At 68.9% G+C, this 24,750-nt stretch carries 21 protein-coding genes and 2 tRNA genes; 8 read left to right on the top strand and 15 right to left on the bottom strand.

What is annotated here, in order from left to right; translation table 11 throughout:
* Window positions 1-643 precede the first annotated feature (643 nt).
* Window positions 644-952, bottom strand: coding sequence for a hypothetical protein (locus tag AC0T5L_RS21605; RefSeq protein ID WP_476167278.1), 309 nt, complete (start codon window positions 950-952; stop codon window positions 644-646).
* 671 nt (window positions 953-1,623) lie between these two features.
* Here AC0T5L_RS21605 and AC0T5L_RS21600 point away from each other — a divergent pair.
* The 5 genes from AC0T5L_RS21600 to AC0T5L_RS21580 all read left to right on the top strand — a co-directional run bounded on the left by AC0T5L_RS21600 (window position 1,624) and on the right by AC0T5L_RS21580 (window position 5,637).
* Complete coding sequence (locus AC0T5L_RS21600; protein ID WP_476167277.1) at window positions 1,624-2,457, top strand: helix-turn-helix domain-containing protein; 834 nt, start codon at window positions 1,624-1,626, stop codon at window positions 2,455-2,457.
* Between the two features lie 184 nt (window positions 2,458-2,641).
* Complete coding sequence (locus tag AC0T5L_RS21595; RefSeq protein WP_285734629.1) at window positions 2,642-2,764, top strand: DLW-39 family protein; 123 nt, start codon at window positions 2,642-2,644, stop codon at window positions 2,762-2,764.
* A 250-nt stretch (window positions 2,765-3,014) separates the two neighbouring features.
* Window positions 3,015-3,087 (top strand) — tRNA-Ala (locus AC0T5L_RS21590).
* Window positions 3,088-4,459: 1,372 nt separating this feature from the next.
* A complete protein-coding gene (locus AC0T5L_RS21585) occupies window positions 4,460-4,774 on the top strand; it encodes a WhiB family transcriptional regulator (protein ID WP_476167276.1) in 315 nt (104 codons plus the stop codon).
* Window positions 4,775-4,983: 209 nt separating this feature from the next.
* Complete coding sequence (locus AC0T5L_RS21580) at window positions 4,984-5,637, top strand: DUF1707 and DUF4870 domain-containing protein (protein ID WP_476167275.1); 654 nt, start codon at window positions 4,984-4,986, stop codon at window positions 5,635-5,637.
* A 218-nt stretch (window positions 5,638-5,855) separates the two neighbouring features.
* Here the strand turns inward: AC0T5L_RS21580 and AC0T5L_RS21575 are convergent, their stop codons facing one another.
* Window positions 5,856-6,449 (bottom strand): hypothetical protein, encoded by a 594-nt coding sequence (locus AC0T5L_RS21575; protein WP_476167274.1) that lies wholly within the window; start codon window positions 6,447-6,449, stop codon window positions 5,856-5,858.
* Window positions 6,450-6,767: 318 nt separating this feature from the next.
* Between AC0T5L_RS21575 and AC0T5L_RS21570 the strand changes: the two genes are divergently transcribed.
* Entirely contained in the window at window positions 6,768-7,292 is a 525-nt protein-coding gene (locus tag AC0T5L_RS21570; RefSeq protein WP_476167273.1) for a peptidylprolyl isomerase, read from the top strand.
* 271 nt (window positions 7,293-7,563) lie between these two features.
* A complete protein-coding gene (locus AC0T5L_RS21565) occupies window positions 7,564-8,253 on the top strand; it encodes a rhomboid family intramembrane serine protease (protein WP_476167272.1) in 690 nt (229 codons plus the stop codon).
* 286 nt (window positions 8,254-8,539) lie between these two features.
* On the opposite strand, the gene AC0T5L_RS21560 is transcribed toward AC0T5L_RS21565, so the two are convergent.
* The 8 genes from AC0T5L_RS21560 to AC0T5L_RS21525 all read right to left on the bottom strand — a co-directional run bounded on the left by AC0T5L_RS21560 (window position 8,540) and on the right by AC0T5L_RS21525 (window position 18,184).
* Window positions 8,540-8,794, bottom strand: a complete 255-nt coding sequence (locus AC0T5L_RS21560) for a cell division protein CrgA (RefSeq protein WP_476167271.1) — start codon at window positions 8,792-8,794, stop codon at window positions 8,540-8,542.
* Window positions 8,795-8,973: 179 nt separating this feature from the next.
* Window positions 8,974-10,821 carry a Stk1 family PASTA domain-containing Ser/Thr kinase gene (gene pknB, locus AC0T5L_RS21555; protein WP_476167270.1) on the bottom strand — a complete coding sequence of 616 codons (1,848 nt, stop codon included), beginning with the start codon at window positions 10,819-10,821 and terminating at the stop codon, window positions 8,974-8,976.
* Window positions 10,822-10,899: 78 nt separating this feature from the next.
* Window positions 10,900-12,438, bottom strand: a complete 1,539-nt coding sequence (locus AC0T5L_RS21550) for a serine/threonine-protein kinase (protein WP_476167269.1) — start codon at window positions 12,436-12,438, stop codon at window positions 10,900-10,902.
* The gene (locus AC0T5L_RS21545; RefSeq protein ID WP_476167268.1) at window positions 12,438-13,889 is read right to left on the bottom strand and encodes a peptidoglycan D,D-transpeptidase FtsI family protein; all 1,452 of its coding nucleotides are present in this window, start codon (window positions 13,887-13,889) and stop codon (window positions 12,438-12,440) included. The genes AC0T5L_RS21550 and AC0T5L_RS21545 overlap by 1 nt, the downstream gene beginning before the upstream one ends.
* Window positions 13,886-15,295, bottom strand: a complete 1,410-nt coding sequence (locus AC0T5L_RS21540) for an FtsW/RodA/SpoVE family cell cycle protein (protein ID WP_476167267.1) — start codon at window positions 15,293-15,295, stop codon at window positions 13,886-13,888. The genes AC0T5L_RS21545 and AC0T5L_RS21540 overlap by 4 nt, the downstream gene beginning before the upstream one ends.
* A 7-nt stretch (window positions 15,296-15,302) precedes the next feature.
* Window positions 15,303-16,631, bottom strand: a complete 1,329-nt coding sequence (locus AC0T5L_RS21535; RefSeq protein ID WP_476167266.1) for a Stp1/IreP family PP2C-type Ser/Thr phosphatase — start codon at window positions 16,629-16,631, stop codon at window positions 15,303-15,305.
* Window positions 16,628-17,128, bottom strand: coding sequence for an FHA domain-containing protein FhaB/FipA (locus tag AC0T5L_RS21530; protein WP_476167265.1), 501 nt, complete (start codon window positions 17,126-17,128; stop codon window positions 16,628-16,630). The genes AC0T5L_RS21535 and AC0T5L_RS21530 overlap by 4 nt, the downstream gene beginning before the upstream one ends.
* Window positions 17,129-17,416: 288 nt before the next feature.
* On the bottom strand, window positions 17,417-18,184 hold the full coding sequence (locus AC0T5L_RS21525; RefSeq protein ID WP_476167264.1) for an FhaA domain-containing protein: 768 nt from the start codon (window positions 18,182-18,184) through the stop codon (window positions 17,417-17,419).
* Between the two features lie 230 nt (window positions 18,185-18,414).
* Between AC0T5L_RS21525 and AC0T5L_RS21520 the strand changes: the two genes are divergently transcribed.
* A tRNA-Leu gene (locus AC0T5L_RS21520) sits at window positions 18,415-18,497 on the top strand.
* A gap of 261 nt (window positions 18,498-18,758) precedes the next feature.
* On the opposite strand, the gene AC0T5L_RS21515 is transcribed toward AC0T5L_RS21520, so the two are convergent.
* From AC0T5L_RS21515 to AC0T5L_RS21495, 5 genes are read right to left on the bottom strand one after another with little or no spacing between them, the layout of a single operon-like run.
* Window positions 18,759-19,502 (bottom strand): cupin domain-containing protein, encoded by a 744-nt coding sequence (locus AC0T5L_RS21515; protein ID WP_476167263.1) that lies wholly within the window; start codon window positions 19,500-19,502, stop codon window positions 18,759-18,761.
* Entirely contained in the window at window positions 19,499-20,506 is a 1,008-nt protein-coding gene (locus AC0T5L_RS21510; protein ID WP_476167262.1) for a DUF6807 domain-containing protein, read from the bottom strand. Before AC0T5L_RS21510 ends, AC0T5L_RS21515 begins: the two co-directional genes overlap by 4 nt.
* A 45-nt stretch (window positions 20,507-20,551) precedes the next feature.
* Window positions 20,552-22,507, bottom strand: a complete 1,956-nt coding sequence (locus AC0T5L_RS21505; protein ID WP_476167261.1) for an ABC transporter substrate-binding protein — start codon at window positions 22,505-22,507, stop codon at window positions 20,552-20,554.
* Window positions 22,504-23,673 (bottom strand): ABC transporter ATP-binding protein, encoded by a 1,170-nt coding sequence (locus tag AC0T5L_RS21500; protein WP_476167260.1) that lies wholly within the window; start codon window positions 23,671-23,673, stop codon window positions 22,504-22,506. The genes AC0T5L_RS21505 and AC0T5L_RS21500 overlap by 4 nt, the downstream gene beginning before the upstream one ends.
* A complete protein-coding gene (locus AC0T5L_RS21495) occupies window positions 23,663-24,748 on the bottom strand; it encodes an ABC transporter ATP-binding protein (protein ID WP_476167259.1) in 1,086 nt (361 codons plus the stop codon). Before AC0T5L_RS21495 ends, AC0T5L_RS21500 begins: the two co-directional genes overlap by 11 nt.
* Between the last annotated feature and the right edge of the window lie 2 nt (window positions 24,749-24,750).

The following is a 24,750-nucleotide window of genomic DNA, read 5'->3' as shown; positions in this document are numbered from 1 at the left end:
GTCGGCCTCGCCGCAGGGGTTTTGGTAGGGCCTCCGGCGGACCTCAGCCAGGCGCCCGTAGGGCTGACCGTGGCGGCTCGCCGGAGGGGGTGGGGGTGGGGTTTTCTGGCGGCCGCCTGGCCCCGGAGGGCGCAGGAGGGGTAGAAGCCAGGTCCGCTCCTGGGCCCGCACGCCAGGCTCCAGGGGCAGCGCTCCCGGGAGCGGGCCCCCGCACCCTCTGGAGACGGGGGTACACGGTGCAGGACGTCGGTCACCGGGAAGCCCCTAGCTTTGGGCGCACGCCGTGTGGGGACAAGCGGGGTGTCCTGCTGTGTCGGTCGGTTCCGTGTCCGTCTAATCCTCGTCGGCTTCGGGGGTGTCGATGAGCTGCCGCAGCAGCGCAACGAAGTCTTCTTCGCTCATCGCCGACCAGTCCACGTGCTCGTTCATGTTCAGCGGTTTTCCCCAACCAGGGGCTGATAAGCCTGTGTTGGCCGCATTGGTTTGAGAAGTCTCGGTTAACGAGGCGTTAGCGCAGGTGGTCGGATCGACGCGGAGCAAGAGGGTGGAAGAGCTTCGAGAGCTCGCGAAACGGGCACAGGGGTCGGACGAGGCGGACGGTGGACCCGAGTTCGCCACACATCCTCGGGGCGGTGTAGGCGCTTCAGACGCGCTGCTGGAGGGCGCTACGGCACTCCGGGCAGCGGCAGCGCTTGTTGTACCCCGTAACGGTGCCGTGCGGCAGGGACGGATCCCGCTGCTCGATGAGGGTTGAGTCGAGCTGATCGCCAAAGGCCGTGAGGATACGGGCGGTCGAAAAGACCTGCGTGGAGCTGATGCCAAGCTCGCTTGCGGCATCGTCGATGTGCTTCCCCATCCGGAGTTTCGCGATGAGACGAGACCGGATGCTCGGCGGCATCTCCGCCTCCGCGTTCGCGATCAGCTGCTCTGCGTCGTTAATGGGGTAGCTCATGGATTTCCTCTATGTGTACGGTTACGCTCGCCGGGGCGGGCACCTCAAGCATCGTACGCTGTTTCCTCACGCTGGCATCAGGGTGAGACATACGAGTCAGGAGATAACGGACACCCTCCCGCCCCTTGACCTCGTCTTACTTCGCGGTGCCCCTTCTCCACCCCCCTTCCCAGTCTCCTCCTCCCACGACTCCCGCCCCAGACCCCTCTCTCCTCCCCTGCCTTCTCCCCCTCCGTGCCACCTTCTCCCTCCTCCCTCCCCGTGCCTGAGCGATCGTGGCCCGGGCACAGCGGAGAGGACCGGCCAAGACGGCGAGCAGCAAGGGACACCAAAGAGATGGAGAAGGTGGTTCGGAAGATGCCCCCTGAGGCTGGTACGACGTGGGTGAATACCGATTCGGCATGGTGCTTCTGGGCTGCGGTTCTTCCGGGGCTGGTCACCTTCGTGGCAAACGACGGGTTTGTCATCCGGTTCCCGGGTTCCCCTGGTTCCCTAGTTCCTCGATCCCCGGTCCCCCGGTCCCCCGGTTCCCTGCTTCTCCGGTCACCGGGTTTCCGGCTGCCCTAATGCATCGAATCGGTAGCTGTTTCCTAGAAACGCATTGCTAGATGCTAGATGCCATGTTTCGCTGGTGGTATAACTTCGCCACTCTGTGTCATGGGATCAGCGTTATGACCAGCCCCACGGTTCGTCGCCGGCGACTGTCCGCCGAACTCCGCCGCCGTCGCGTGCAGGCGGGTATGACACTCAGCGATGTCGCCGAGGAGCTGGAGTGGTCCCCGGCCAAGCTGGGCCATATCGAGACCGGCATCCGCAAGTGGCCCTCCGTCATGGAGATCTCCGCACTGCTGCGCCTGTACGGGGTCACCGGCGGTCAGCGCGAGGCCATCCTGACCCTCGTCCGGGAGTCGCGACTGCGCCCGTGGTGGACCGAGTACGAGGACGTGATCCCGTCCGCCTACGTCGGCAACGAGGCGGGTGCCGTCTCCGTGCAGTCCTACGCGGGCATCCTCGTCCCCGACCTCCTCCAGGTCCCCGACTACACCGCCACGGTGGCGCGGGCACTGGGGTACGGGGAACACGCCGTCGAGCGCATGGTCGCCGCCTACCTCAAGCGTCAGGAGATCCTCGACCAGAGTGGCCTGGTCCGCTACCACGCCATCGTTGAGGAAGACGCGCTCCAGCGGGTGTCCGGCGATCTCGAACTCCTGCGCGCGCAGACCACCCGCATCGTGGAGTTGGCCACCGAATCGCACCGTGTGACCGTGCAGATGCTGCCGACCTCGGCCGGTCCGCATCCCGGTGCCGCCGGACCCTTCTCCGTGCTTGAGTTCGACGAGGACGAGGCCGCCCTGGCCTACGTCGAGGCCACGCCGGGCGGTTCGATCCTGGAAGCTGAGGAATCGGTCAGGGCCTGCAGGCGGGTGTGGGCCGGTCTCTCCAGTGTCGCGGCGTCTCCGCAGGCCACGCTGGGCATCCTGCGGCGGATGGCGCTGCTGACCTGAGGTCCCGGAAGCACCGTTTCGCGGATCACTCAGAGAAGTTGGTGGAAAACGGTCCACTGTGGCGGGGACCGCTGCCGACGGCTTGCTAGTCTGCTTGGTGACAACCTCATAAAGTTCTCTGTGGAGCCCCCGTCCAGTACGGGAGCCCGCGTGTACGCATCGAATTACCGAAAGGGTCCAGACAGTGAAGAAGATCATCGTCCTGGTGCTGGTGGCCCTCGGGGCTTTCGCCGTCTACCGCAAGATCCAGGCGGACCGCGCCGAGCTCGACCTGTGGACCGAGGCCACGGCGGCCAGCGAGAGCTGACCGAACGCCTTTGGTGGCGTGAGGTATCCATCAGGCGACCAAGGAGCGGCGTCGTGTGCGCCGTCCCGGCCAGTTCCTGAGTGACACGAAGACGTGGGTGGGCCGACAATCCCGAGGTGCGACCCACGGCTTTGTGCTGCTTCTGGTCCCGGAGCGTGGCCCCGACCGGACGGCCCCGCTCGGTGAGCAGGACAGCCCTCCAATGCGGGTATGCTCTGCATGGTGGTCAGGGCTCGCGCCCGGGCTCCGAGGGGCCATAGCTCAGCTGGCAGAGCGCCGGTTTTGCATACCGGAGGTCAGGGGTTCGACTCCCCTTGGCTCCACTCGTCTCAAGGCGGCCTCGCCCGCGGGTTCTTCCTGCTGGTGAGGCCGCCTTCGTCGTTTCTCCAGGGCCGACCACACCAACCCCCCACATCCGCCCCCCTTCGCCACATCGCCCTCCCCTGCCACCGCCCTCACCACGCTTCGGACGGTCCCGGCCACCGGCCACCTACGGGGAGCCTCAGCTGCCCCTGCCCCTGCCCCTGCCTTCCGCCCGCGGAAGGCCGTGACGGCCACGAGGCGACCCTCCTGGGCATCAGAGGGCGACAGGCGCCAAGACGGTCCACGCGAGCCACACACGGACCCCACGAGCCATACACGATGGCTTCACGAACCCCGCCGCCAGACTCCTCCACAGTCAGCTGGCCTCCCGCTGGAGCAGCGGCCAGGTGAAGCCGCACCAAGCCGATTCCTCCAGGGCGCCGGACACGAAGGACGGGCCAGGCCAGCAAGACAGGCCAGAACGAGCCAAGTCGACGAGGTCGGCGGCGCACCCACAATTTGTTCTGGACAGCTGGTCCCGCACAGGACGGACAGGACGTCCAGGGCAGGTAGTCCGGGGCAGGCCCGCCGCCACCGGGGCCGGGGCGGCCGGGTGGGCCGGTTTCCGCTTCCGGATGGTTTGCGCATGCCGACATTGAATGCCCTTGTATATCCCTTACGCCTTGAATGACGGTTCTTTCCAGAACGAAGGCCGCATCCGGCCAGGGTTGTCCTGAAGTGCGTCGCGTAAACCGTCCGGTAATCCGCACTACGGAGACTGTGTCCGGCTCGCATATGGACCTCTGTGGGACGGAGCCTGCCGGTTCCACTTGGTTACTAATCAGTAGTTCCGGTTCGTCCGTACGGGTGGGAAATGTGGGGCGTGCGGGGTCGTGCTGCACGTACGTCCCGGGGGTCCGTATAGCCCGTTCGGATGAGATGGATGACGCAGGGTCCACTTCGCCCGGACGCGCCCGGGCGGGTGCCGACGCCGCGAACGAGGATTGAATCCGCAGGTCACCCGGGCTGCCAGGGAAAGGTTGGGGCGGGAGTCCTCATTCCGGTGACCCGGGTCCGCTTCTACCACATGCGGTTACTCTGTGTGCGTGTATGATGACACTTCCTCTAAGTGCAATGGTCCTACTGGGCCATATGAGAAATAGGCCTCTTGGGGTCTGTTGGTGAACTGGGACGAACCGTAGTTTCGACACCAACGACAACGAGGAAGGCAGCGCGCCGAAACGATCAACCCCCGAAGACGGGCTGTGCGGCCCCCCGCCCGGCCATATGACACCGTCCTCGGATCGGTCCGCGTCTCCTCAACCGCCGGCGGTCGCGCCAGTCGGCGGATTTTCCGATCACCACACATGCTGATCTTGGGAGTGGGGCAACATGTGGAATGAGAAGATGGCCACCCGTGCCAAATGCCGGGAGATCGACCCTGACGCGCTGTTCGTGCAGGGTGCGGCCCAGAATCGTGCCAAGCTGATCTGCCGGGGCTGCCCGGTTCGCACCCAGTGCCTGGCTGAGGCGCTCGACAGCCGTATCGAGTTCGGTGTCTGGGGAGGCATGACCGAACGCGAGCGCCGCGCCCTGCTGCGTCGCCGCAGGGACGTCACCAACTGGTATGAGCTGCTCACCAGCGCCGAGCGCCGCTACGAGCGTGAGCAGGCCGGGCAGGAGGTCGTGGCCGCCGCACGGCGCTAGTCGGCCGCCGGGTAAGGGGAAGTGGCCTGGCACCGCCCTCGCGGAGGACACAGACGAAAGTCGGGGTCGTCCTCCGCCACAAGGGGAGGGGCGGATCAGGGGAGTATCAGGGACGGCCCCCATACCCATACCTGGCTTGAGGGCGCATCATGGTGGGAGTACGGCCGATCGGTGCCGTACTCCCTTCGCCGTTGGGAGTGGGAGTGGCTGTGCAGGATCCTCAGTACCCGGCGAGGCGCCCCTGGGAACCGCAGGCCAGGCCGCAGATCCGCCTCACCGACGCCGAGCGTGACGACGTCATCAAAGTCCTCCAGGAGGCTTTCGGCCGCGGCCAGCTCGACGAGGAGGAGTTCGACGAACGCACCGGGAAGGCCATGCGGGCCAAGTTCGGGGCCGACCTCGTTCCTCTCACGGAGGATCTGGGCGTCCATCCCGCGGGAGCGCCCCGGCCGGGGCCCGCGGCTCCGTTCGGTGTCTTCGGCGCTCGGGGCGGCCAGAGCGGCCAGGCGAAGGCCGATCCCAAGGAACCCCTGCCGAGCACCCCGGCCGAGCGGGTCGTAGCCGCCGTCGGACACGGCGGGAACTACTTCTTCCCCGTCATCGCGCCCCTGGTGCTCTTCCTCGTCAGCGACAGGGTCTCGCCCTACGTGCGCCGCCAGGCAATGGAGTCGCTGAACTTCCAGATCTTCTGCATCGTCACCGGGATCGCGAGCCTGCTCCTGTTCTGGCTCGCCGTGCCCCTCCTGGTGACGGTCGCCGTCGTCCTGGGGTGGGCGGTGCTTCCAGCCATCGCCACCATCGCCAGCCTCACGGGTAGGAACTGGCGCTACCCGATGTTCTTCCGCGCGCTCAAGGACGACTGAGCGGGGCCTGCCGGGAACCACCGCAGCGCTGGGGACCGCACCGGTACGGCCGACGCGCCGGTCCGTCGGCCGTCAGATTCGGTCGGCCCCGGACTTCGCTCCGCCCCGGACACGACGAAGCCGGGACGGAAGGACCCGCCCCGGCGAGGGAAGAGAACCCGCCCGCGGGCGGGGCTCCCCACCCTCGACCCGGCACGGCGGTCCGTCTCTCGTCGTTCCTAGTGTCCGGGCTGGCCGTTCTCCTTGGCCCGGTTGTCGCCAGCGGCCGTACGAGCGGTCTCCCTGCTCTTGCCACTGGCCGCCCTGGTGGTCTCCGCGGCCTTGGCGTCAGACGTCTTGGCGGCCTTCTTCTCCAGGCTTTCCCGCGTCTCGCGGACCTGGTCGCGCGCCTGGTCCAGATGGTCCTGCCACTCGGCGTCCTGGGACGCCTGGCGCAGGCGGATGAGCGAGTACACGACCAGACCGCCGACCACGGCGGCACTCCCGATCAGGACTCCGCGGGGGATACTGCGGTTTCCCCGCCGCATCAGGCGCAGCCCGCGACGGCTCGGGGCCGGGTCGACGCGGTGGGCGGCGGCGTTGAGCATCCCGACCACGCGCGGCGCCACGGTGTCCTCCACACGCAGCGCGGCGCTCTCCAGCCGGGGAGCGGTCCATCCACGGGCCTGGAGGAGCTTCAGAGCGGCCTGGTCGCGTGCCTGGTCGGTGTACGGGCCGATCCTGTCGGCCTGCTCCCTGGCAAGGTCCTGTAGGCGGGCGAGGGTGACCTCTGCCTCCTTGCGTGCCTTGCGTCGCTTGGAAGTGATAGGCACGTCGTCAGCTCCTTCGATCGTTCACCGGTTCTGCGGTCCCCGCCCGAGCGGCCGACGATCGATGCCGCACGGGCGGTTTCCTCGTCGTCCTTCCCTGTTATGCGGGTGTTATCTCAACATACGTCCTCTCCGTGTGTGATCTACGTTTCGACACTGCCCGGAGGGTTTTCTCCTCGAAGTTCCCTCGAAGCTTCCCCGGAGGCGTCCGACTCGGTCGAGCTGGCCGTACACCGCCGTCCCGGCTTCCGGTCCAGGCCGATCCCGGGGCGCGGACGGGTAACGTGAGCACGTAAGCGAAGTCGACCGAAAGGCACGTAGGTGTCGGACTCCACGGGTCAGCCCACCGCGCGGCTGAACACCTCCAAAGGAACCATCGTCGTCAAGCTGTTCGAGGAGGAGGCGCCGGAGACGGTAGCCAACTTCATCGGTCTGGCCGAGGGGTCGAAGCAGTGGATGGACCCCACCACGGGTAAGCCGTCCAACAACAGCTTGTACGAGGGCACGATCTTCCACCGCGTCATCGACGGCTTCATGGTCCAGGGCGGCGACCCGCTCGGTACCGGCCGCGGCGGCCCGGGCTACACCTTCAAGGACGAGATCCACCCCAACCTGCGCTTCGACCGCCCGTTCCTGTTGGCCATGGCCAACGCGGGCCCGGGCACCAACGGTTCGCAGTTCTTCATCACCGTGGAAAAGCCGTACTGGCTCGACGGTCGCCACACCATCTTCGGCGAGGTCGTCGAGGGCGACGACGTGGTCTCCACGATCTCCCAGGTCCCCACTGACTCCCAGGACCGCCCGCGCGAGGACGTGGTGATCAACAGCATCGAGATCAGCCGATAGCGGCGACGGTGCCCCGATCCCGAGGAGAAGGAACCCGCCAATGAGCGCGCCCCCGCCGCCGTCTGGAGCCTCACCGGAACCGGGGCTCCCGGCCTCGCGCACCTGCTACCGCCACTCCGACCGGGAGACCGGAGTCAGCTGTGCCAGGTGTGAGCGGCCCATCTGCCCGGACTGCATGGTCGAGGCGTCCGTGGGCTTCCAGTGCCCCGGCTGCGTCTCGGAGGGGAACCGTGGGATGCGTCGGGCCCGGACCACGTTCGGGGGCAGGGCTGTGACCAAGCCCTACGTGACGTGGACGATCCTGGGCATGATGGTGTCGGGGTTCATCGCCCAGCTGGGCACGTCCGAACCGGTTGGGAGCGCGGGCGCCTCACCGCTGATCTGGGATTTCGCCATGCTCGGCTTCGGCCGGGTGGAGGACGGCACCTTCCTCGGGGTGGTCGCCGGCGAGTGGTACCGGCTGATCACGGCCGCGTTCCTGCACGGCAGCATCTTCCATCTGCTGTTCAACGGGTACGCCATGTACCTCCTGGGAACGCAGCTGGAGCGCTGGCTGGGACACGGCCGCTTCCTCGCCCTGTGGGCGCTCGGCGCACTCTCGGGGTCGGTGCTCAGCCTCCTGGTGGCGCCCAACCAGTTCTCGGTCGGCGCCTCCGGCGCGATCTTCGCCCTCTTCGGAGCGGTGTTCGTGATCGGCAGGCGACTCGGCCTGGACCTGCGGATGGTCGGGGTCCTGCTGGCGGTCAACCTCGTACTGACCTTCGTGGTCCCGCAGATCTCCTGGACCGCGCACATCGGCGGTCTGGTCGCCGGGTTCCTCCTCGGCGCCGTGTTCGCCTACCTGCCCGCCAGGTCGGCGGGGAACACGGCCCGAACGGTCACGCACGCCCTGTTGGCGTCGGCGTTCGCCGCACTGCTCGTGGCCCTGGTGTCCGCGGCGCCGCTGATCGTCCTCGGCTGACGGCGCACCGGACTGGCTGACGGGCCCCGGGGAGGATCTTCGGGGCCCGTCAGTGCTTGGAGGGCACGACCACGGCCCCTGGCGTCCGCCTTCCGCCTGCCACCGCCTTCCGCTCTCCGACGCCGCTGGGACACGGTCGGCGGACACACCGAACAGAGCTACCCACAGCCTGTGGATAACTCTGTGGAAAACGTGTGTCGGTGCTGTTCGGTGCGGATGCGGTCGCCTACTGGAGGGACATCCGAGCTGGTCCTGGGGGGGCGCGCTCGCCGAACCGCCGTGGGGGTCAGTGCCAGCGCGTGGACAGGATGACAGCCATGATGATCCCGCTGAAGCCGATCAGCAGGTTCCAGTTGTGCCAGTCCTGCATGTACGGGATCTGGGCACCCGCGATGTAGTAGACCGCGATCCAGAGAATGCCCAAGGCGAAGAAGCCCAGCATCGTCGGGACTAGCCAGCGCGGGCTTACCTTGGGCTTCTCCTTTGAAGGAGGCGGCGTGTAGACGGCCTTCTTCTTGCGATCGTTGCGGGACTTGGGCACGGTCGCTGCTCCAGTACGTGGGGCGGTTCGTAAACGAAAACACAGTCTACGCCCCGGGGGAGTCCTCCGTCACCGGAGGGCCGTTCCGTATCACCGTCCCGCACACCCGGCACGCCGACGGGCCATGGCCGTCCTTCGGCCATGGCCCGTCGCTTCACGCGATTCCCCGGTTCCGGTGACTAGGGGATGTCGATGCCCCCGTCGTCACCCCCGCCGTTGCCGTCTCCGTTGCCGCCACCGTTGCCGTCTCCGTTGCCGTTGCCGTTGCCGTCGCCACCTCCCGGCGGCTCGTCGCCGCCCCCCGGCGGTTCGTCCCCGCCCGGCGGGGGCTCCTCCGTCGCCGGTTCGGTCGCGAGGACCACGTTCACCGTGCTTCCCGGCGCCATCGTCTCTCCGGGAGCCGGATCATGCCTGATGACCGTGCCCGCCGGACCTTCCGTGCTCTCCTCCTCCGTGAAGGAGGCTGTCAGCCCCCTCTGCTCCAGAGCGGACTGCGCACCCGACTGGGTCATCCCGACCAGGTCGGGGACCTCCACCTGGTCGGGGCCGGAGGAGACGTGCAGCGTGATCTCGGTGTCCGGGGCGACCGCCTCCCCCGCGGACGGATCAGTGCCGATCGCGTTGCCCTCGGGCACGTTGTCGTCGGCCCTGGACTCGGTGGTGACGTTCTCGAAGCCCGCATCACCCAGGGTGCTGAGGGCGTCGGCCTCGCTCTGCCTCTCCACCGACGGGACCTCGACGGCGTCCGGGCCGCTGGAGACGTGCAGGACGATCTCCTCGGTCAGCGGCACCTCCTCGCCGCTGGGCGGATCGGTCTCGATGACCGTGCCCTCCTCGGCCTCCGCGTCCGCCTGGCTCTCACGGTTGACGTCGTCGAAGCCCGCCTCGTTGAGGGTGGACTCCGCCTCCTCGGCGGTGGCCCCGGCCACGTCCGGCACGGTACCGGTCTCCGGATCCGGGGGTGACCCGCTGTTGACGAGAAAGAACACCAGTGCCAGGGAGGCGATCACGCCGACGGCGAGCAGGACCCACAGAGCGGCCTTCCCGGCGCCGCCCTTCCTGCGGTCGTCGTAGCCGTCGTACTCGTCGTCGTAGTCGTCATAGCCGTCGTACCGGCTGCCGGCGGCGGGCGGCATCGCCGTCGTGGCTCCGGCAGCCGCCATGGCCATGTTGCCCGCCTGGGTGGGCATCCCGGCCAGGCCGCGCTGGATGTCCGCGCGCATCTCGGCGGCGTTCTGGTAGCGCTCCTCGCGGCTCTTGGTCATCGCACGCAGGGCGATGTCCTCCAGCCAGTCGGGGACCTGCGGGTCCACCTCGCTCGGCGGGACCGGTTCCTCACGCACGTGCTGGTAGGCGATCGAGACGGGCGAGTCACCGGTGAACGGCGGACTGCCGGTGAGCAGTTCGTAGAGCACGCAGCCCGTGGAGTAGATGTCGCTGCGCGGGTCCACCCGCTCACCGCGCGCCTGCTCCGGGGACAGGTACTGGGCGGTGCCGATGACCTGCGAGGCCTGCGTCATGGTCGCCTGGTCGTCACCCATCGACCGGGCGATGCCGAAGTCCATCACCTTGACCTCGGCGTTGCGGGTCAGCATCACGTTGGCGGGCTTGATGTCGCGGTGGACGATCCCGTTGTCGTGGCTGTACTCCAGCGCCTTGAGGATGCCGTCGACCAGCTCCGCCGAGCGTTCCGGCAGCAGGCGGCGGTCGTCGTCCAGCAGTTCCCTGAGCGTCCGCCCCTCCACGTACTCCATGACGATGTACGGGATGGGAAGGTCGTCGACCATGTCCTCGCCGGTGTCGTACACCGCGATGATGGCGGGGTGGTTCAGGGAGGCCGCTGACTGGGCCTCCCTCCGGAACCTCGCCTGGAACACGTGGTCACGAGCCATGTCGTGCCTGAGGGTTTTGATCGCGACGAGTCGGTCGAGGCGCAGGTCGCGTGCGCGGTAGACCTCGGCCATGCCGCCGCGCCCGACAATGGTGTCGAGTTCGTAGCGTCCGCCAAGGAGCCGGGGCTGGGACATGTCGTTTACTGATCCTCGTGTCTTCCGGAGGCCGCCCGCGGGCCGCCGCCTACCCTGAACGTCTCTCGTTCATTGCGTCTATGTGCTGTCGGCACCGGACCCGCCCCCGCTGCCCCCGCCGTCGCTCTCGCCGCCGTCCTCGCCGTCGTTCCCGTCACCGTTCCCGTCGCCGTCCCCGCCGGGGGTATCTCCTTCTCCCCCGCCCTCCTCGTCCGACGGGCCGCCAGGCTCGGGGTCCACCTGATCCGGGCTCTCCTCCGAACCGCCGCCCTCGTCCTCGGCGGGGGGACTGGCATCTCCCTCCTCCTCATCGGGGAGGGGGCTCCCCTCGTCCAGGGGCTCTTCCTGCCCCGTGGACCAGTCGGTCTCCTCCTCGACGGCCGGAGGGGGGTTCGCCGGGGCGGTGTTCGCGGATTCCTCCGTCTCCTCCGTGGACGGAGAGGAGGACGTGGAAGGGGACTCGAAGGAGTCGGCGTCGCGTACGTTCCCGGCTTCCTGGCTTTCGCCGGACAGGAGGAACCCGGCCACCGCGGCGGCCGCGATGATGAGCGTCGCGGCAACCGCCGCCAGGATCACGGGGAGACTGATCCGAGCCCCCCGTGCCCCGGCCAGACTAACGGAGCCTTCCCCCCGGTCAGGAGGGGTGGCCGGCTGTCCGCCGGTCCGGTGCGGCGCCGCGCCCTGTCCGACGTCGTCGACCACGCCCACCACCGCGGTCTGGGCCATGCCCTCGAACCCCGTGGAGGGCGTCGGCGGCCCGGTGCCGGAGTTGGAGCGGATCACCGCGGCCATGTGCGCGACCTCGCTGGCCGACGCGGGCCGGTCCCCCGGCTCCTTCAGCAGCAGGGAGGAGACCAGGTGTTCGACGTCCGCCGGAATGCGGTCGGGCAGTTCGGGCGGGTCCTCGCGGGTGTGCGCCAGGGCCAGCGCCACCGGGGTGTCACCGGTGAACGGCGGCGTTCCGGCCAGGCACTCGTAGGCCACCACCCCGAGCGCGTACAGGTCGGAGGAGGACGTCGCGGGCCTGCCCGAAGCCTGCTCGGGCGAGATGTACTGGGCGGTGCCCATGACCATGCCGGTCTGGGTGAGGGTGACCGACATGTCGCCTCTGGCGATACCGAAGTCGGTGAGCTTGAGCTGGTTGTCCGCGGTGACCAGCAGGTTGCCCGGCTTGATGTCGCGGTGCACCACGCCGCGCGCGTGCGCGGCGGCCAGGGCCTGGGCCGCCTGGCAGACGAAGTCCAGGGTCTGGTCAGGGCTGAGGTGGTCCTTCTCGCGGAGGATCTGGGAGAGCGGTTCGCCGACCACGAGCTCCATGATCAGGAACGCGCGGCCCTTCTCCTCGCCGTAGTCGTAGACCTGGGCGATTCCGGGGTGGGAGAGTCCGGCGGTGATCCGGCCCTCGGTGCGGAACCGCTCCCTCGCCGTGGGCTCGGCCATCTGTGCGAGGTGCAGCAGCTTCACCGCGACGGGACGGTTGAGCAGGGTGTCGGTGGCCTTCCAGACCGTGCCCATGCCACCGGAGCCCACCTGTTCCTCCAGGCGGTAACGGTCGCTCAGAACGGTCCCGGTGAGCCCACCGGGACCGTTCTGGGAAGATGGCTCGTAGGCGTTCACTACAGAACCACTGCCTCCATCATTTTCCGGGCGATGGGGGCCGCCAGCTCGTTGCCGCTGCCACCGCCGAACTCGACCACGACCGCGACCGCGATCTGCGGGTCGTCGGCCGGGGCGAAACCGATGAACCAGTTGTGGGTGTCGTCGGTACCGGTCTCCGCGGTACCGGTCTTACCCGCGACCTCCACACCGGGGATGTTGGCGTTGGTGCCCGAACCGCCCTCCTGGGGCACCCGGACCATCATCTCGGTGAGTTCCTCGGCCGTGCTGGCGCTGACCGCCTGGGAGTAGCTCTCCGGGGTGGTCTGGGTGATCACCGACAGGTCCGAGTCGCGCACGGAGTCCACTGCGTAGGGTCGCATGACCTCGCCCGAGTTGGCCACACCCGAGGCGACCATCGCCATCTGCAACGGGGTCGCCTCCACGTTGGACTGACCGATGCCCGCGCGGCCGAGGATGTTGTGGTCGTCCTCCGGCGGGGCGAGGCTCGGGGTCACCGACATCGGGACGGTGAGCTCCTCGTCGGGGTTGAACCCGAACGCGCTGGCCTGCTCCGACAGGTTCTCGCCGCCGGCCTCGATCGCCCAGTTGGCCATCGAGGTGTTGCAGGAGATCTGGATCGAGTGCGCCAGGGTGTCCGGTTCACCGCCGTTGCAGGTATTGCCCGGGGTGGAGTTGGGCAGGTCGCGGCCCAGCGACAGGATGTCCGGCGCGTCCATGGTGCTCTCCGGCCCCGCGTCCAGGTACTCCATGGCCGTCGCCGCGGTCACCACCTTGAACGTCGACCCCGGGGGGTAGCGCTCGTTGAGGGTCCGGTTCAGCAGCGGCTGGCGCGGGTCGTTCTCCAGCTCCGTGTAGTTGTCCACGGACTCCTGGATGTCGTCGATGCCGACGACCTTGTTGGCGTCGTAGGACGGGTAGGACACCGCGCCCAGGATCGCTCCCGTCCCGGGATCGAGCGCGACGGCCGCGCCGTTCTTGCCGCCCAGGGCCTGGAACCCCTCATAGGCGGCCTCCTGCACCGCCGGGTCCAGGGTCAGCTGGACCTGGGCGCCCTCCGGCTCGCGGCCGGTGATGATGTCGCGGAAGTTGCGCACCGCCAGGCGGTCGTCGGAGCCGTCGAGCAGGGAGTTCTCGGTGCTCTCGATGCCCGAGGCGCCGTAGGTGCGGAAGGAGCCGACGACCGGTGTGTACAGGCCCCCGCCGACGTACTCGCGCTGGTACCGCGAGGGCTCGTCCTCCTCGGCGATGTCCTGCGAGAAGGCCACGTTCTCCCCCGCGACCTGGATGGGGCCGCGGGCTTCGCTCAGGCGCTCGCTGAACTTGCGCGTGTTGAGCGGGTCCTCGCGGATCGCCTCGGCCCGGAAGCCCTGTAGCCAGGTGACGTTGAGCATCAGGACCACGAGCAGGAACAGGGAGAAGACGCTGAGTCTGCGGATCGGTGTGTTCATCGTTGGATCACCTGGGTTGCGCCCTCGTCCTGGATCGCGTGCGGCGCGGGTCGCCGCGCGTTGTCACTCATGCGCAGCAGAAGGCCCACGATCAGCCAACTCGCCATCAGCGCCGAACCACCGGCGGCGAGGAAGGGAGTCGTCATACCGGTCAGCGGAATGACCCTGGTCAGACCGCCGAGGACGACGAAGACCTGGAAGCAGATCACGAAGGCCAGCCCGCTCGCGAGCATCTTGACGAACAGTTCCCGTGAGGCCAGTGCGATGCGCATGCCCCGTTCGACGAGCAGGAGCATGACCAACAGGATAGCCATCAGGCCGGTCAGCCCCAGTTCCTCGCCCAGGGAGGCGAGGATGAAGTCGCTGTCGGCCGCGAAGATGTTGTGCGCCTGTCCGCCGCCAGGGCCCGTGCCGAAGATGCCGCCGTAGGACATGCCGATCTGTCCCTGGACCAGCTGTGCGCTGCCGCCGAGCGCGTCGTAGACCTCACGGTCGTAGGCGTTGAACCAGATGTTCACGCGCTGCTGGAAGTGCCAGAACAGCTGGAAGGCCAGGGCCGCGGCCCCGACGAACAGGGTGAGCCCGATGATCACCCAGGAAGAGCGCTGGGTGGCCACGTACAGCATCGCCAGGAAGGTGCCGAAGAGCAGCAGGGAGCTGCCGAGGTCCTTGGTGATGACCAACAGGCCGATCGCCGCCACCCAGCCGACGACCATGGGCATGAAGTCGCGGGCGCGCGGCAGCTCCATGATCTTGAACCGGCCGATCTTGACCTGCTTGGCCGCCAGCGACAGGACCTGCCGCTTGGTCACCAGGTAGGAGGACAGGAACACGACCAGGGCGATCTTGGCGAACTCCGAGGGCTGCACGGTGAAACCGCCGAAGCCGATCCACCGCCGGGCACCGAACTCGGAGATGCCCAGGACGGGCACCATCGGCAAGGCGATGAGGACCAGTGCCACGACCGCGGAGATGTAGGTGTACCGCTGTAGTACGCGGGGTTCGCGCAGGAAGAACAGCAGCGCGATGCACAGGACCATGCCGACCGCGGTCCAGATCAGCTGCATGCCGACACCGGCGTGTTCGATCTCCCCGGACTCGGCCGCGTCGAGGCGCCAGATCATGGCGACGCCGATCCCGTTCAGGAACAGCGCGCAGGGCAGGATCAGCGGATCGGCGTAGGGGGCGATGAAGCGCAGCGCGAGGTGGGTCGCGAGCGCCATGGCGCCGAAGGTCAGGCCGTAACCCCACATGGCGCCGGGGACCTGCCCGTTGAGGTTCAGACCGGAGATCGCGATCGTCGACATCGTGATCACGATCGTGATCACGATCAGCACCAGTTCGGCGTTGCGCCGCTTGACGGGCGGTAGCGCGGTCGGCGCCTCGGCTTCGGAGGTGTTACTCAAGGTCGGATCACCCGGACCCTTCCTCAGCCGCCGCGTTGTCGCTGAGCAGGTCGACGCGCTCCTGGGCGTCTTCCATGTTCTCCGCGGGGAGGGTGTTCTCCACGGCCTCGCGGTCGGCGTCCGGGAGGGACGTCAGGGGAACCTGGGTGTCCTCCACCTCCTCCGACAGGCTGAAGCCCGCGATGTCGGTGTTGATGCCCTGGTAGATGCTGACGGTGTCCCCGGATGAGGAGGGACCCACGTAGTACTGGCTGTCCACGTACTGGCGGCCGAAGTAGTAGGTGGCACCCGCGACGACGGCGACCACGAGCACGAACACCAGCACCATCGGCCACCAGCGCCTGGCGGGGTACTCGCCGCCCGTGTCCCGGCGGCCGCGCCGGGCGGTCGGCGGAGCCTCGTAGCCGTTGTCGTAGGGCTCCTGGTAACCGGCGGGGGCCGTGTTCGGGTCGTCCTCGTCCCGCACGGGATCCATCTCGGCGGTGTCACCGGAGCCGCGCAGCTCCTGGGCCCGTCTGGCCGGGGTGTCGTTGCCCTGGTCGCCGCTCTCGCGGCGCTGGTCGGCGGCACCGACGATCTGCGCGGAGCGTGTGGGGCCCTCGTGGTCGGTCTCGGTCTCGATGACGTCGGCGACGACCGCGGTGATGTTGTCCGGGCCTCCTCCGCGAATGGCCAGGTCGATGAGCTTCTTGGCCGCCGAGCGCGGGTCGGCCTCGGTAGCGAGGGTCTCGTTGATGGTCTTCTTGCTGACTACGCCGGAGAGCCCGTCGGAGCAGAGCATGTAGCGGTCGCCGACCTTGGCCTCGCTGATGGAGATGTCGGGGTCGACCGGGCTCTTGCCGTCCAGAGCGCGCAGGATGAGGGAGCGCTGGGGATGGGTGGCGACCTCCTCCTCGGTGATCTTGCCCTCGTCCACCAGGGTCTGCACCAGGGTGTGGTCGTGGGTGATCTGCTCGAAGCGGGATCCGCGCAACAGGTAGGCGCGGGAGTCGCCGATGTGGATGAGCGCCACTCGGGAACCGGCCCAGAGCATGGCCGTCAGAGTGGTGCCCATGTTCTCCAGCTGGGGCTCCTCCATGATCCTGCGTGCGAGGGAGGCGTTGGCCTGCTCGACGGCGTGCTGGAGCACCTCCGCCATCTCGTCGGCCTTCGGGGACTCGGTGTCGAGGCGGCCGATGGAGGAGATCGCGACGGAGCTGGCCACCTCGCCGCCCGCGTAACCGCCCATGCCGTCGGCGACCGCGAGGAGGTGCTGGCCGGCGTAGCCGGAGTCTTCGTTGCCTTCGCGGAGGCATCCTACGTCGGAGTACGCCGCGTATCGGAGAGCGATTGTCATTTGCGCAGTTCCAGGACGGTTTTGCCGATACGGATGGGCTGACCCACCGTGATGGGCTGGGGGCGGTTCAGCTTCTGCTGGCCGAGGTAGGTGCCGTTCGTTGAGTTGAGGTCCTCCACGAACCAGCGACCGCTGTCGGAGTAGACGCGCGCGTGGCGCCCGGACGCGTAGTCATCGGTGATCACGAGTGTGGAGTCCGGGGCGCGTCCGATGAGGATGGGCTGGGAGCCCAGGTCGACGGTGGTCCCCTTGAGCGAGCCCTGGGTCACGACCAGGGCCTTGGGCTCGTTGCGGCGAGGACGCGACGGCCGGGACGAGTACGACGGCGAGGGGTCCCTGCGCGGGGAGGGGCGCGGCGCGGGGCGGGGCTTCTTCCGCGGCTTCTTCTTGGACGAACCGAAGAGGTCCGTGCGGATCACACCGACCGCAGTGAGGACAAACAGCCAAAGCACCGCGAGATACGCGATCTTGATCAATATGAGGGTCAAGTTGGACATCGAACTGCTCTTCAGCCCCTGTCGTGCTTCGGCCGGGATGGCGGTCATCTGCGCCGCCACCGTTTCTTCCCCACCTTCGTGTCGGTGAGTGTCGAGGTCACCGGCCGCGGCCCATCAGCCGCGGCCACCGTGCCCGATCGGTCAGGTCTTCGCGGAGACTACCCTCCCGGTCGGATATCCGACAGCAGGCCCGTATCGGCCCGCCTCGGACCTTTCGATCTGTCAGACGCCGACGGAACGCCGTTAGTTGCGATCCTGTCGGGCCTGACCAGTCGGTTCCGTCAGATCTCAGTCGCGGCGGAACGTCATCGTGGTACGGCCGAGGCTGATCCTGCTGCCGTCGACCAGGCGTGCCTGCCTGACCTGCTGACCGTTGACGAAGGTCCCGTTCGTCGACCCCTTGTCCATCAGGACCGCCTCGTCGCCGTCCATGCGGATCTCCACATGGTGGCGGGAGACGCCGTTGTCGACCAGGCGCAGGTCGCAGTCGGTGCCGCGGCCGAGGAGGGTCACCGGAGTGGTGATCTCAAAGGACTGCTGCATGCCGTGACTGGAGATGCTGCCCTCGGTGGCGGCCCCACCGGGGGAGATCAGCAGGCGCGGATGACCGGCCTGGCGCTGGTCCGGTGACTGACCGGGTTCGCCGACGGGTTGGCGTACTTCGCCGTCCTTGCCGACCATGGTGCCGCGCACGACGCCGGAGCGAATCCGGAAGCGGCCCGTCTTGAGGCCGTCGTCGGGCCTGAAGTGGACACGTACCGGACCCACGAAGGAGTAGCCCTGCTCCGTCGCGTAGTCACGTGCCAGCTTGGACAGCTCCTGTCCCAGGCTGTCGGCGTAGACTTCCAGGCGCTCCTTGTCGCTGGCGGCCAGTTCGACGATGAAGTCGTTCGGGACCAGAGTGCGGCCCTGGGCGACGATTGCCGCTCGCTCGTCCATCTCACGCTGGACGGCGCTCGCCACCTCGACCGGTTGGAGCTCAGACTTGAAGGCCATCGCGAAGGTGCCTTCGATCATGCCCTCAAGCCTGCGCTCGAAGCGTTGGAGCACTCCCACGAGGTACCTCCCTTTGTACTCCACTTCGTATGTGTAGACGATCGTAACCGGGTCGGGGCGTCCCTGGTTTCATGCGCACCCCTGGGAGAGCCCAGTGCGGGCCCCGTCGCCGGTGGACCGGAATGCGTGTGCGACCCACCCCCAGGCCGTGCTAATCTTATGCATGTCGCCAGGGGGAACCGGACGAAAAGCCCGGATCACCTGGCAACACAATTGCATACGAGTCACTCGGGCGGGTGGCGGAACGGTAGACGCGCACGGTTCAGGTCCGTGTGTCCGAAAGGATGTGAGGGTTCAAATCCCTCCTCGCCCACTTGATGCGGGTTGCGGTGAACCGACCAGGGGTCGGTGAGCGGCAGCCCGCAGTTTTTTCGGGAGCGGTCCCGACAGAGCCAGGATACCCGGTGGAGACGGCCAGGCGGCCCCGCCGGGCTCTCGCGTTTTCGGAGGTCGCGGAGGCCGTGCACGCGGCACCGCCGCGCCACCCGGAAGGGCCGGAACCGGACGGCGCCCTGTGACGGCGCCCTCCGGCTCCGGCGGCCCCGTGTCCCGGCCCCTTCTCATCCCGGTCCGCTCAGTCGGCCCTCCTGGCGCCGTCGAGGTCCCACACCCTCAGATGCCCGCACATACCGCTGTGGAGCGGCCCGGGAGGAGGATCGGCGGTGTAGACGGCGGACTCCGCAAGGTGTTTCCCGTCACCCCCGGCCAGCGCGTCCAGGTGCCGAACGGTGGTCCGCGCCTGGTGGACCGCCCCCCGCTCGACGTGGTGGTGCCACCCGGCGGCTCGCTCGCGGACCAGTTCCGCCGCGGCCCCGTACAGCCCTTCCAGCGCCTCCGGGCCCTCTTCCTCCACCCGTGCGCGCAGTTCCAGGTAGCCCTCCACGGCGAGGTCGCGGCGTTTCCGGGCCGCCCGCTCCGCCGAGGTGACGGCCCGGGGCAGCACGGTGGCCTGGTGGTAGGCGTCCGGATCGGCCAGGACCTCTCCGGGGTAGGTGAGTACGGCGTCGCCCGACTCCGGCAGGCCCGCGTTCTGCATGACGACCAGGATCTCCAGGTCCCCGCTGTCGTTGACCAGCCGGTGCACGGTCCCCGGCGTGAACCACAGCAGGCTGCCGGGACGCAGCCGGGTCCGCTGGAACCCGGCGCCGCTGAGGCTCTCCAGGGAGCCCTCGCCCCGCAGTACCACGTAACCCTCCGCGGAGGCGGTGTGCAGGTGCGGTGAGCCGCCCGCGCGCCCGTCGGCGGCGGGCCAGTCGTAGACCCGCAGGTGGGAGACGGCGGTTCCGCCGGGGAACCCGGGGACGTGTGGGCCCCTCACCGTGCGTCCTCCGCGGTGCTCGCGGCGGCGCTCTCGTCCGCGTTCCGCTCCAGTTCGCCCAGGCCCAGGCCGGCGAGGGCTTTGGCGCCCTCCCCGCCGCGGTCGCCGTCGGCGACGACGACCGCGTACCGGTAGGCGAGGGTGTCCCCCGCGTTGACGGTCACCACCTCGTCGAAGAACGGCGCCGGGCACACGCAGGCGAAGATCCCGCTGCGCACGAACCACTTCACTGGGTGGCCGGGGTTGTCCGGGGCGTCCACGAACACCAGCGTGGACGCCCCGTCCGTGCCGTCGTGGCGGCCGACGAAGCCCAGCCAGGGTGAGCGCGTCCCCATGAGGTCGTCGTCGCCCTCCTTGCCCTCGGAGTAGGCCCGTCCCCCGCTGAAGGAGCGGGGTCCGCGCCAGAACAGCCCTCCGTATCCGGCGTTGGGCCGCCCCTCCGTGGTGGGGCTGCCGAAGGGGACCGCCTCGCCGGTCAGGTTGGTGAACGCGGTCGTGAACACCAGGGTCCACGCCCCCCGGTCGGGGGCCGCGGTCACCCGCAGCCCCCGCCGCTCGGAGAACCAGGTCTCGCCCTGCTCCGTCACCCACTCCAGCCGTTCACCGATCGAGACCCGTTCCGGTGAGGCCTCGATCCGGTCGAAGGAGCGGTGTTCTGTGGAGCCGTCGTTGGCGAGCTGCTGGTACCCCGCGTCCCGGAGGTAGGTGGGGCCGCCCCAGAAGTTGGCCGGTCCCACGTTGGGCAGGGACCATGCGATCCCCTTGTGCCACACGTGGTCGTGCGGCCGGTACAGGCTGACGGTGTCCCCGCCCAGGGTGCGGATCGGGTGGAGGTAGGGGCGAGGGGCCTCCAGCCGTACGTCCCAGGGCTGGTACACGTAGCGGAAGAGGTCACCGCCGTCGTGGGTCAGGCGCAGCGAGCGCCCCTGCTCGTGGATCAGTCCAAGGCCCCTCGCGGCGGGTTCGCCGCCGTTGGCCGTGGTCGCCGTGGTGTTCGCGGGCATGTCCTTAACCCTTCTGTGGCCGGGCGGGAGCGGGCGTGCTCGTGCTCACTCCTCGATGAAGTACTGTTCCGGGTTGGTCGGGCCGGGGTCGTTGTAGTTGCCGGAGGAGGGCATCGAGTCGGGCACGTTGTGGAAGTCGTCCGCGACGATCCCGTAGCCAGGAGGGCTCAGGCTGATCCCGATGGCGTAGAACTGCTCCTGGGAGAACGACAGGAACTCGCCCATCAGCTCCTCGCGGACCTCGGGGTCGGGCTCGGCCTTGACGGCGTCGTAGATCTCCAGGTGCTCCCTCACCTCGGCGGGCGGTTCCTGGGAGCGGGAGTCATCGCCGCCGGAGGCGTACCACTGGGCCCACGGGATGCCGAAGTTGGACTCGCCGCTCTGGGTGGGCGCGTACCAGCGCGGGTCGTACATCGCGTCCATCATCCCGTTGTCGCCCGACCACACGTTGGCGTCGTGCTCGTTGTTCTCCCGGCGGGTCTGCCACAGCGAGCGGTCCTCGGAGTTGAGCTCCACGTCGATGTCCAGGTCCTGCCAGAAGCCGACGACCATCTCCATCGAGTCCACGATGTCCGTGCGAAAGTCCGTGGGCACCGACAGGGTGAAGCTCACCGCCTCGCCGCGGGGGCTCAACCGGACGCCGTCGGAGTCGCGTTCGTCGTAGCCCGCCTCGTCGAGGAGCTCGTTGGCCAGGTCGACGTCGTACTCGGTGTACTGGGTGGCCAGCTCCTCGTCGAAGAACGGGCTGCCCTCGCGGGGCGCGCCCTGCCAGGGCTCCCCCTGGCCCCGGTAGACGACGTCGATGATGTCCTGGCGGTTGATGGCGTGGGAGAGCGCCACCCGGAAGTCGCGGTCGTTGAAGGTCTCCCGCAGCTCCTCGTCCTCATGGGTGAGGTTGAGGGAGACCATCGCCGTGTTCATCTCGGCGGGCTGGAGCTCGAAGAAGCCGTAGCCTCCCGACTCGCGCCCCTCGGACAGGGTGGGCCGGTTCGCCAGGGTGTTGAAGTGCCGCGAGTGCATGTCGATCTCGCCGTTGAGCGCCCGGACCAGCATGACCTCCTCGTCCGGGAGGATGTCGAAGACGACCCGGTCGATGTAGGGCAACTGGTTGCCCTCGGTGTCGACCTTCCAGTAGTAGGGGTTGCGCTCCAGCACCATCCGCCCGGAGTCGGCCAGCGGCTCGACGACCTTCCAGGGGTACATGGTGGGGATGTCGGGGTTCTGCCAGTACTGGGCGCTGTTGATCACCCCGGCCTTGTCCTCGAACATCTCGACCCAGTCGGTGTAGCCCTCCTCCTCGGCCAGCTCGTCGGCGTCGGGGTTGTGGTCGATGTGGAACTGCTCCAGGTAGTGCTTGGGTTTCGTCACCACCTGGTACTGGAGGAGGTCGTACCCGGCCCACAGGGCGTCGGGTTCCTCGAAGACGATGGTGAAGGTCTGCTCGTCGACCTTCTCGGCGGTACCGGGAGAGGCCGCCGCGACCGGGGTCAGGTCCTCGTTGTTGAAGATGTCGTTGAAGGCGAACACGAGGTCGTCGGAGGTGAACGGCTCACCGTCGGACCAGCGCAGGCCCGGGCGCAGGGTGAAGGTCAGCTCGGTGGCGTCCTCGCTGTACTCCCAGGACTCGGCGAGGTTGGGAATCGCCTCCTCCCACTCCGTGTCCCAGCGGGTCAGGTTCTCGTAGCCCACGGTCCGGCCGAGCCAGGGCCAGTCGCCCACGCCCAGGATGGCGGTGTTCCACTCGCCGCCGTACTCGCCGACGCGCTCGTGCGGTTCCACGACCAGCGGCTCCTCGGGCAGCCGTTCCTCCAACGGGGGCAGGTCGCCCGCCTCCACGAGGGTGGCGAGCATCGGTGCCTCGCCGGTGCCCTCCACCTGTTCTCCGTCATCGACGTCGGGGTCGAAGGAGAAGAAGGAGCATCCGGCGGCCGTCACGACCGCCGCCGCTCCCGCGGTGGCGCCCAGCCACCGCCCCTTACCGCCTGTCGTCTTTCGCCTCATGTGTCCTTCTCCTGCCTCGTGGGGGGTTCCCGCGTCGCGCGGGCCGGGGGATTGGTGCTTGCGGTGCCGGGCGCGGGGCTCGCGGTGATCCCGGCCAGCCCGAGTTCCTCGGCGTGGTGGCAGGCGACCGTGCGGCCCGGCACGGTCTCGCGCTGCTCGGGCTCCTCCGCGGCGCACAGGCCGGTGGCGTACCGGCACCGGGGGTGGAAGGGACAGCCGGACGGCGGCCGGGAGGGGTCGGGGACCTCGCCGGCGAGCCGCACGCGCTCGCGGGTGCCGCGCAGCCGGGGATCCGGTATGGGCACCGCGGAGATCAGTGCCTCGGTGTAGGGGTGCAGCGGCGCGGCGAACAGGTCTTCGGTGGGCGCCACCTCCACGATCCTGCCCAGGTACATGACCGCGACCCGGTCGCACACGTGGTCGACCACTGACAGGTCGTGCGAGACGAACAGGTAGGTCAGGCCCAGGTCGTCCTGGAGGTCCTGAAGGAGGTTGAGGATCTGCGAGCGCACGGAGGTGTCCAGGGCGCTGACCGCCTCGTCGGCCACGACCAGGCGCGGGCCGGGGACCAGGGCGCGGGCGATACTCACACGCTGGCGCTGGCCGCCGGAGAACGTGTGCGGGTAGCGGCGCAGGTGGTCGGGGTGCAGCCCCACACGTTCCATGACCTGGCGGACACGCGCCTCCAACTCCTCTCCCCGAAGGCCAAGCAGCATGCGCAGGGGTTCGCCGACGATGTCGCGCAGGGTCATCCGCGGGTTGAGGGAGGACTGGGGGTCCTGGAAGACCATCCGCACCTCGCGCTGGTAGGCGGGGGCTTCGGCGGCGGGCAGTTCCAGTGCCTCCAGGAGGCGGCCGTCGGCGGTGCGGTAGCGGATGTGCCCGGTGGCCTCCGGGCGGGCCCGCATGATGCTCGACCCCAGGGTGGTCTTGCCGCACCCGGACTCCCCGACCAGGCCGAGGGTCTCACCCGGGTACACGTCCAGGTCCACCCCGGCGACGGCCCGCACGCGGCGGTGCCCGCGCCGGGCGCGCCCGCGCACGGGGTAGTCCACCTCCAGGCCGCGGACGCTCAGGACGGGTTCGGCCGCCGGCTCGGCGGAGCCTCCCGCCGAGGGGACGGCCGGTGTGCGGGCCGACGCGCTGGCCGGTGTCTCACTCGGCATCGATGGTCTCCTTGCCGGTCGGGGCGGCGGCCTCCCCGCCGGGGGAGTCCGCCGGAGCGGGCCCCGGCTCCAGGAGGCAGCGCACCCGGCGCCCGGGAACGGGCACGGTGACCGGTGGGTCGGTGGTGTCGCACAGCCCTTCCACGGCCTCGGGGCAGCGGGTGCGGAACACGCAGCCGGCGGGCTGGCTCCCGGGATCGGGGACGGCGCCCCTGATGGTGGGCAGGCGGCGGGCTCGGGACGCGCCCATCCGGGGGACGGCCTCCAGCAGGGCGCGGGTGTAGGGATGGCGGGGATCGTGGAAGATCTCGTCCACCGGTCCCTGCTCGACGACCGTGCCCAGGTACATGACGGCGACCTCGTCGGCGATCTCGGCGACCACACCCATGTCATGGGTGATGAACAGCAGGCCCATGCCGGTGTCGCTGCGGAGGCCGTCGAACAGGTCGAGGATCTGGGCCTGGGTCGTCACGTCCAGGGCGGTGGTGGGCTCGTCGGCGATGAGCACGCGCGGTTCGCACGCCAACGCCATCGCGATCATGACCCTCTGGCGCATACCGCCGGAGAGCTGGAAGGGATAGGAGTCCACGACGCGCGCGGCGCCGGGGACGCGTACGCGTTCGAGGAGTCCGACGGCGCGCCGGAGAGCCTCGCGGCGCGGCACCCGGTGGTGCACACGCAGGGACTCGCCGATCTGGTTGCCGACGGTGTGCACCAGGGACAGCGAGGACATGGGCTCCTGGAAGACCATGGCCACCTCGCGTCCGCGTACCGAGCGGATCCTCCTGCCGGTGGGGCGCAGGGCGGCCAGGTCCACGGGTTCGCCGGTGCCGCCCGCCGGGTGCAGCAGGACCCTGCCGTCCACCACCCGGCCGGGCGGCTCCACCAGTTGCAGCACCGAGCGGGCCATGGCGCTCTTGCCGCAGCCGCTCTCGCCGACCACGCACAGAGTGCCGCCCCGGCGGACCGCGAGGTCCACCCCGTCCACGGCGCGCACCACGGTGTCGTCGGTGGCGAAGTGTGTTCGCAGGCCCTGGATGTCCAGGACGACGTCGTCGCGGTTGTCGGCCGTCATGG

The sequence above is a fragment of the Nocardiopsis sp. TRM 82005 genome (genome assembly GCF_056312425.1).
This window is presented reverse-complemented; position numbering and strand designations above follow the sequence as displayed.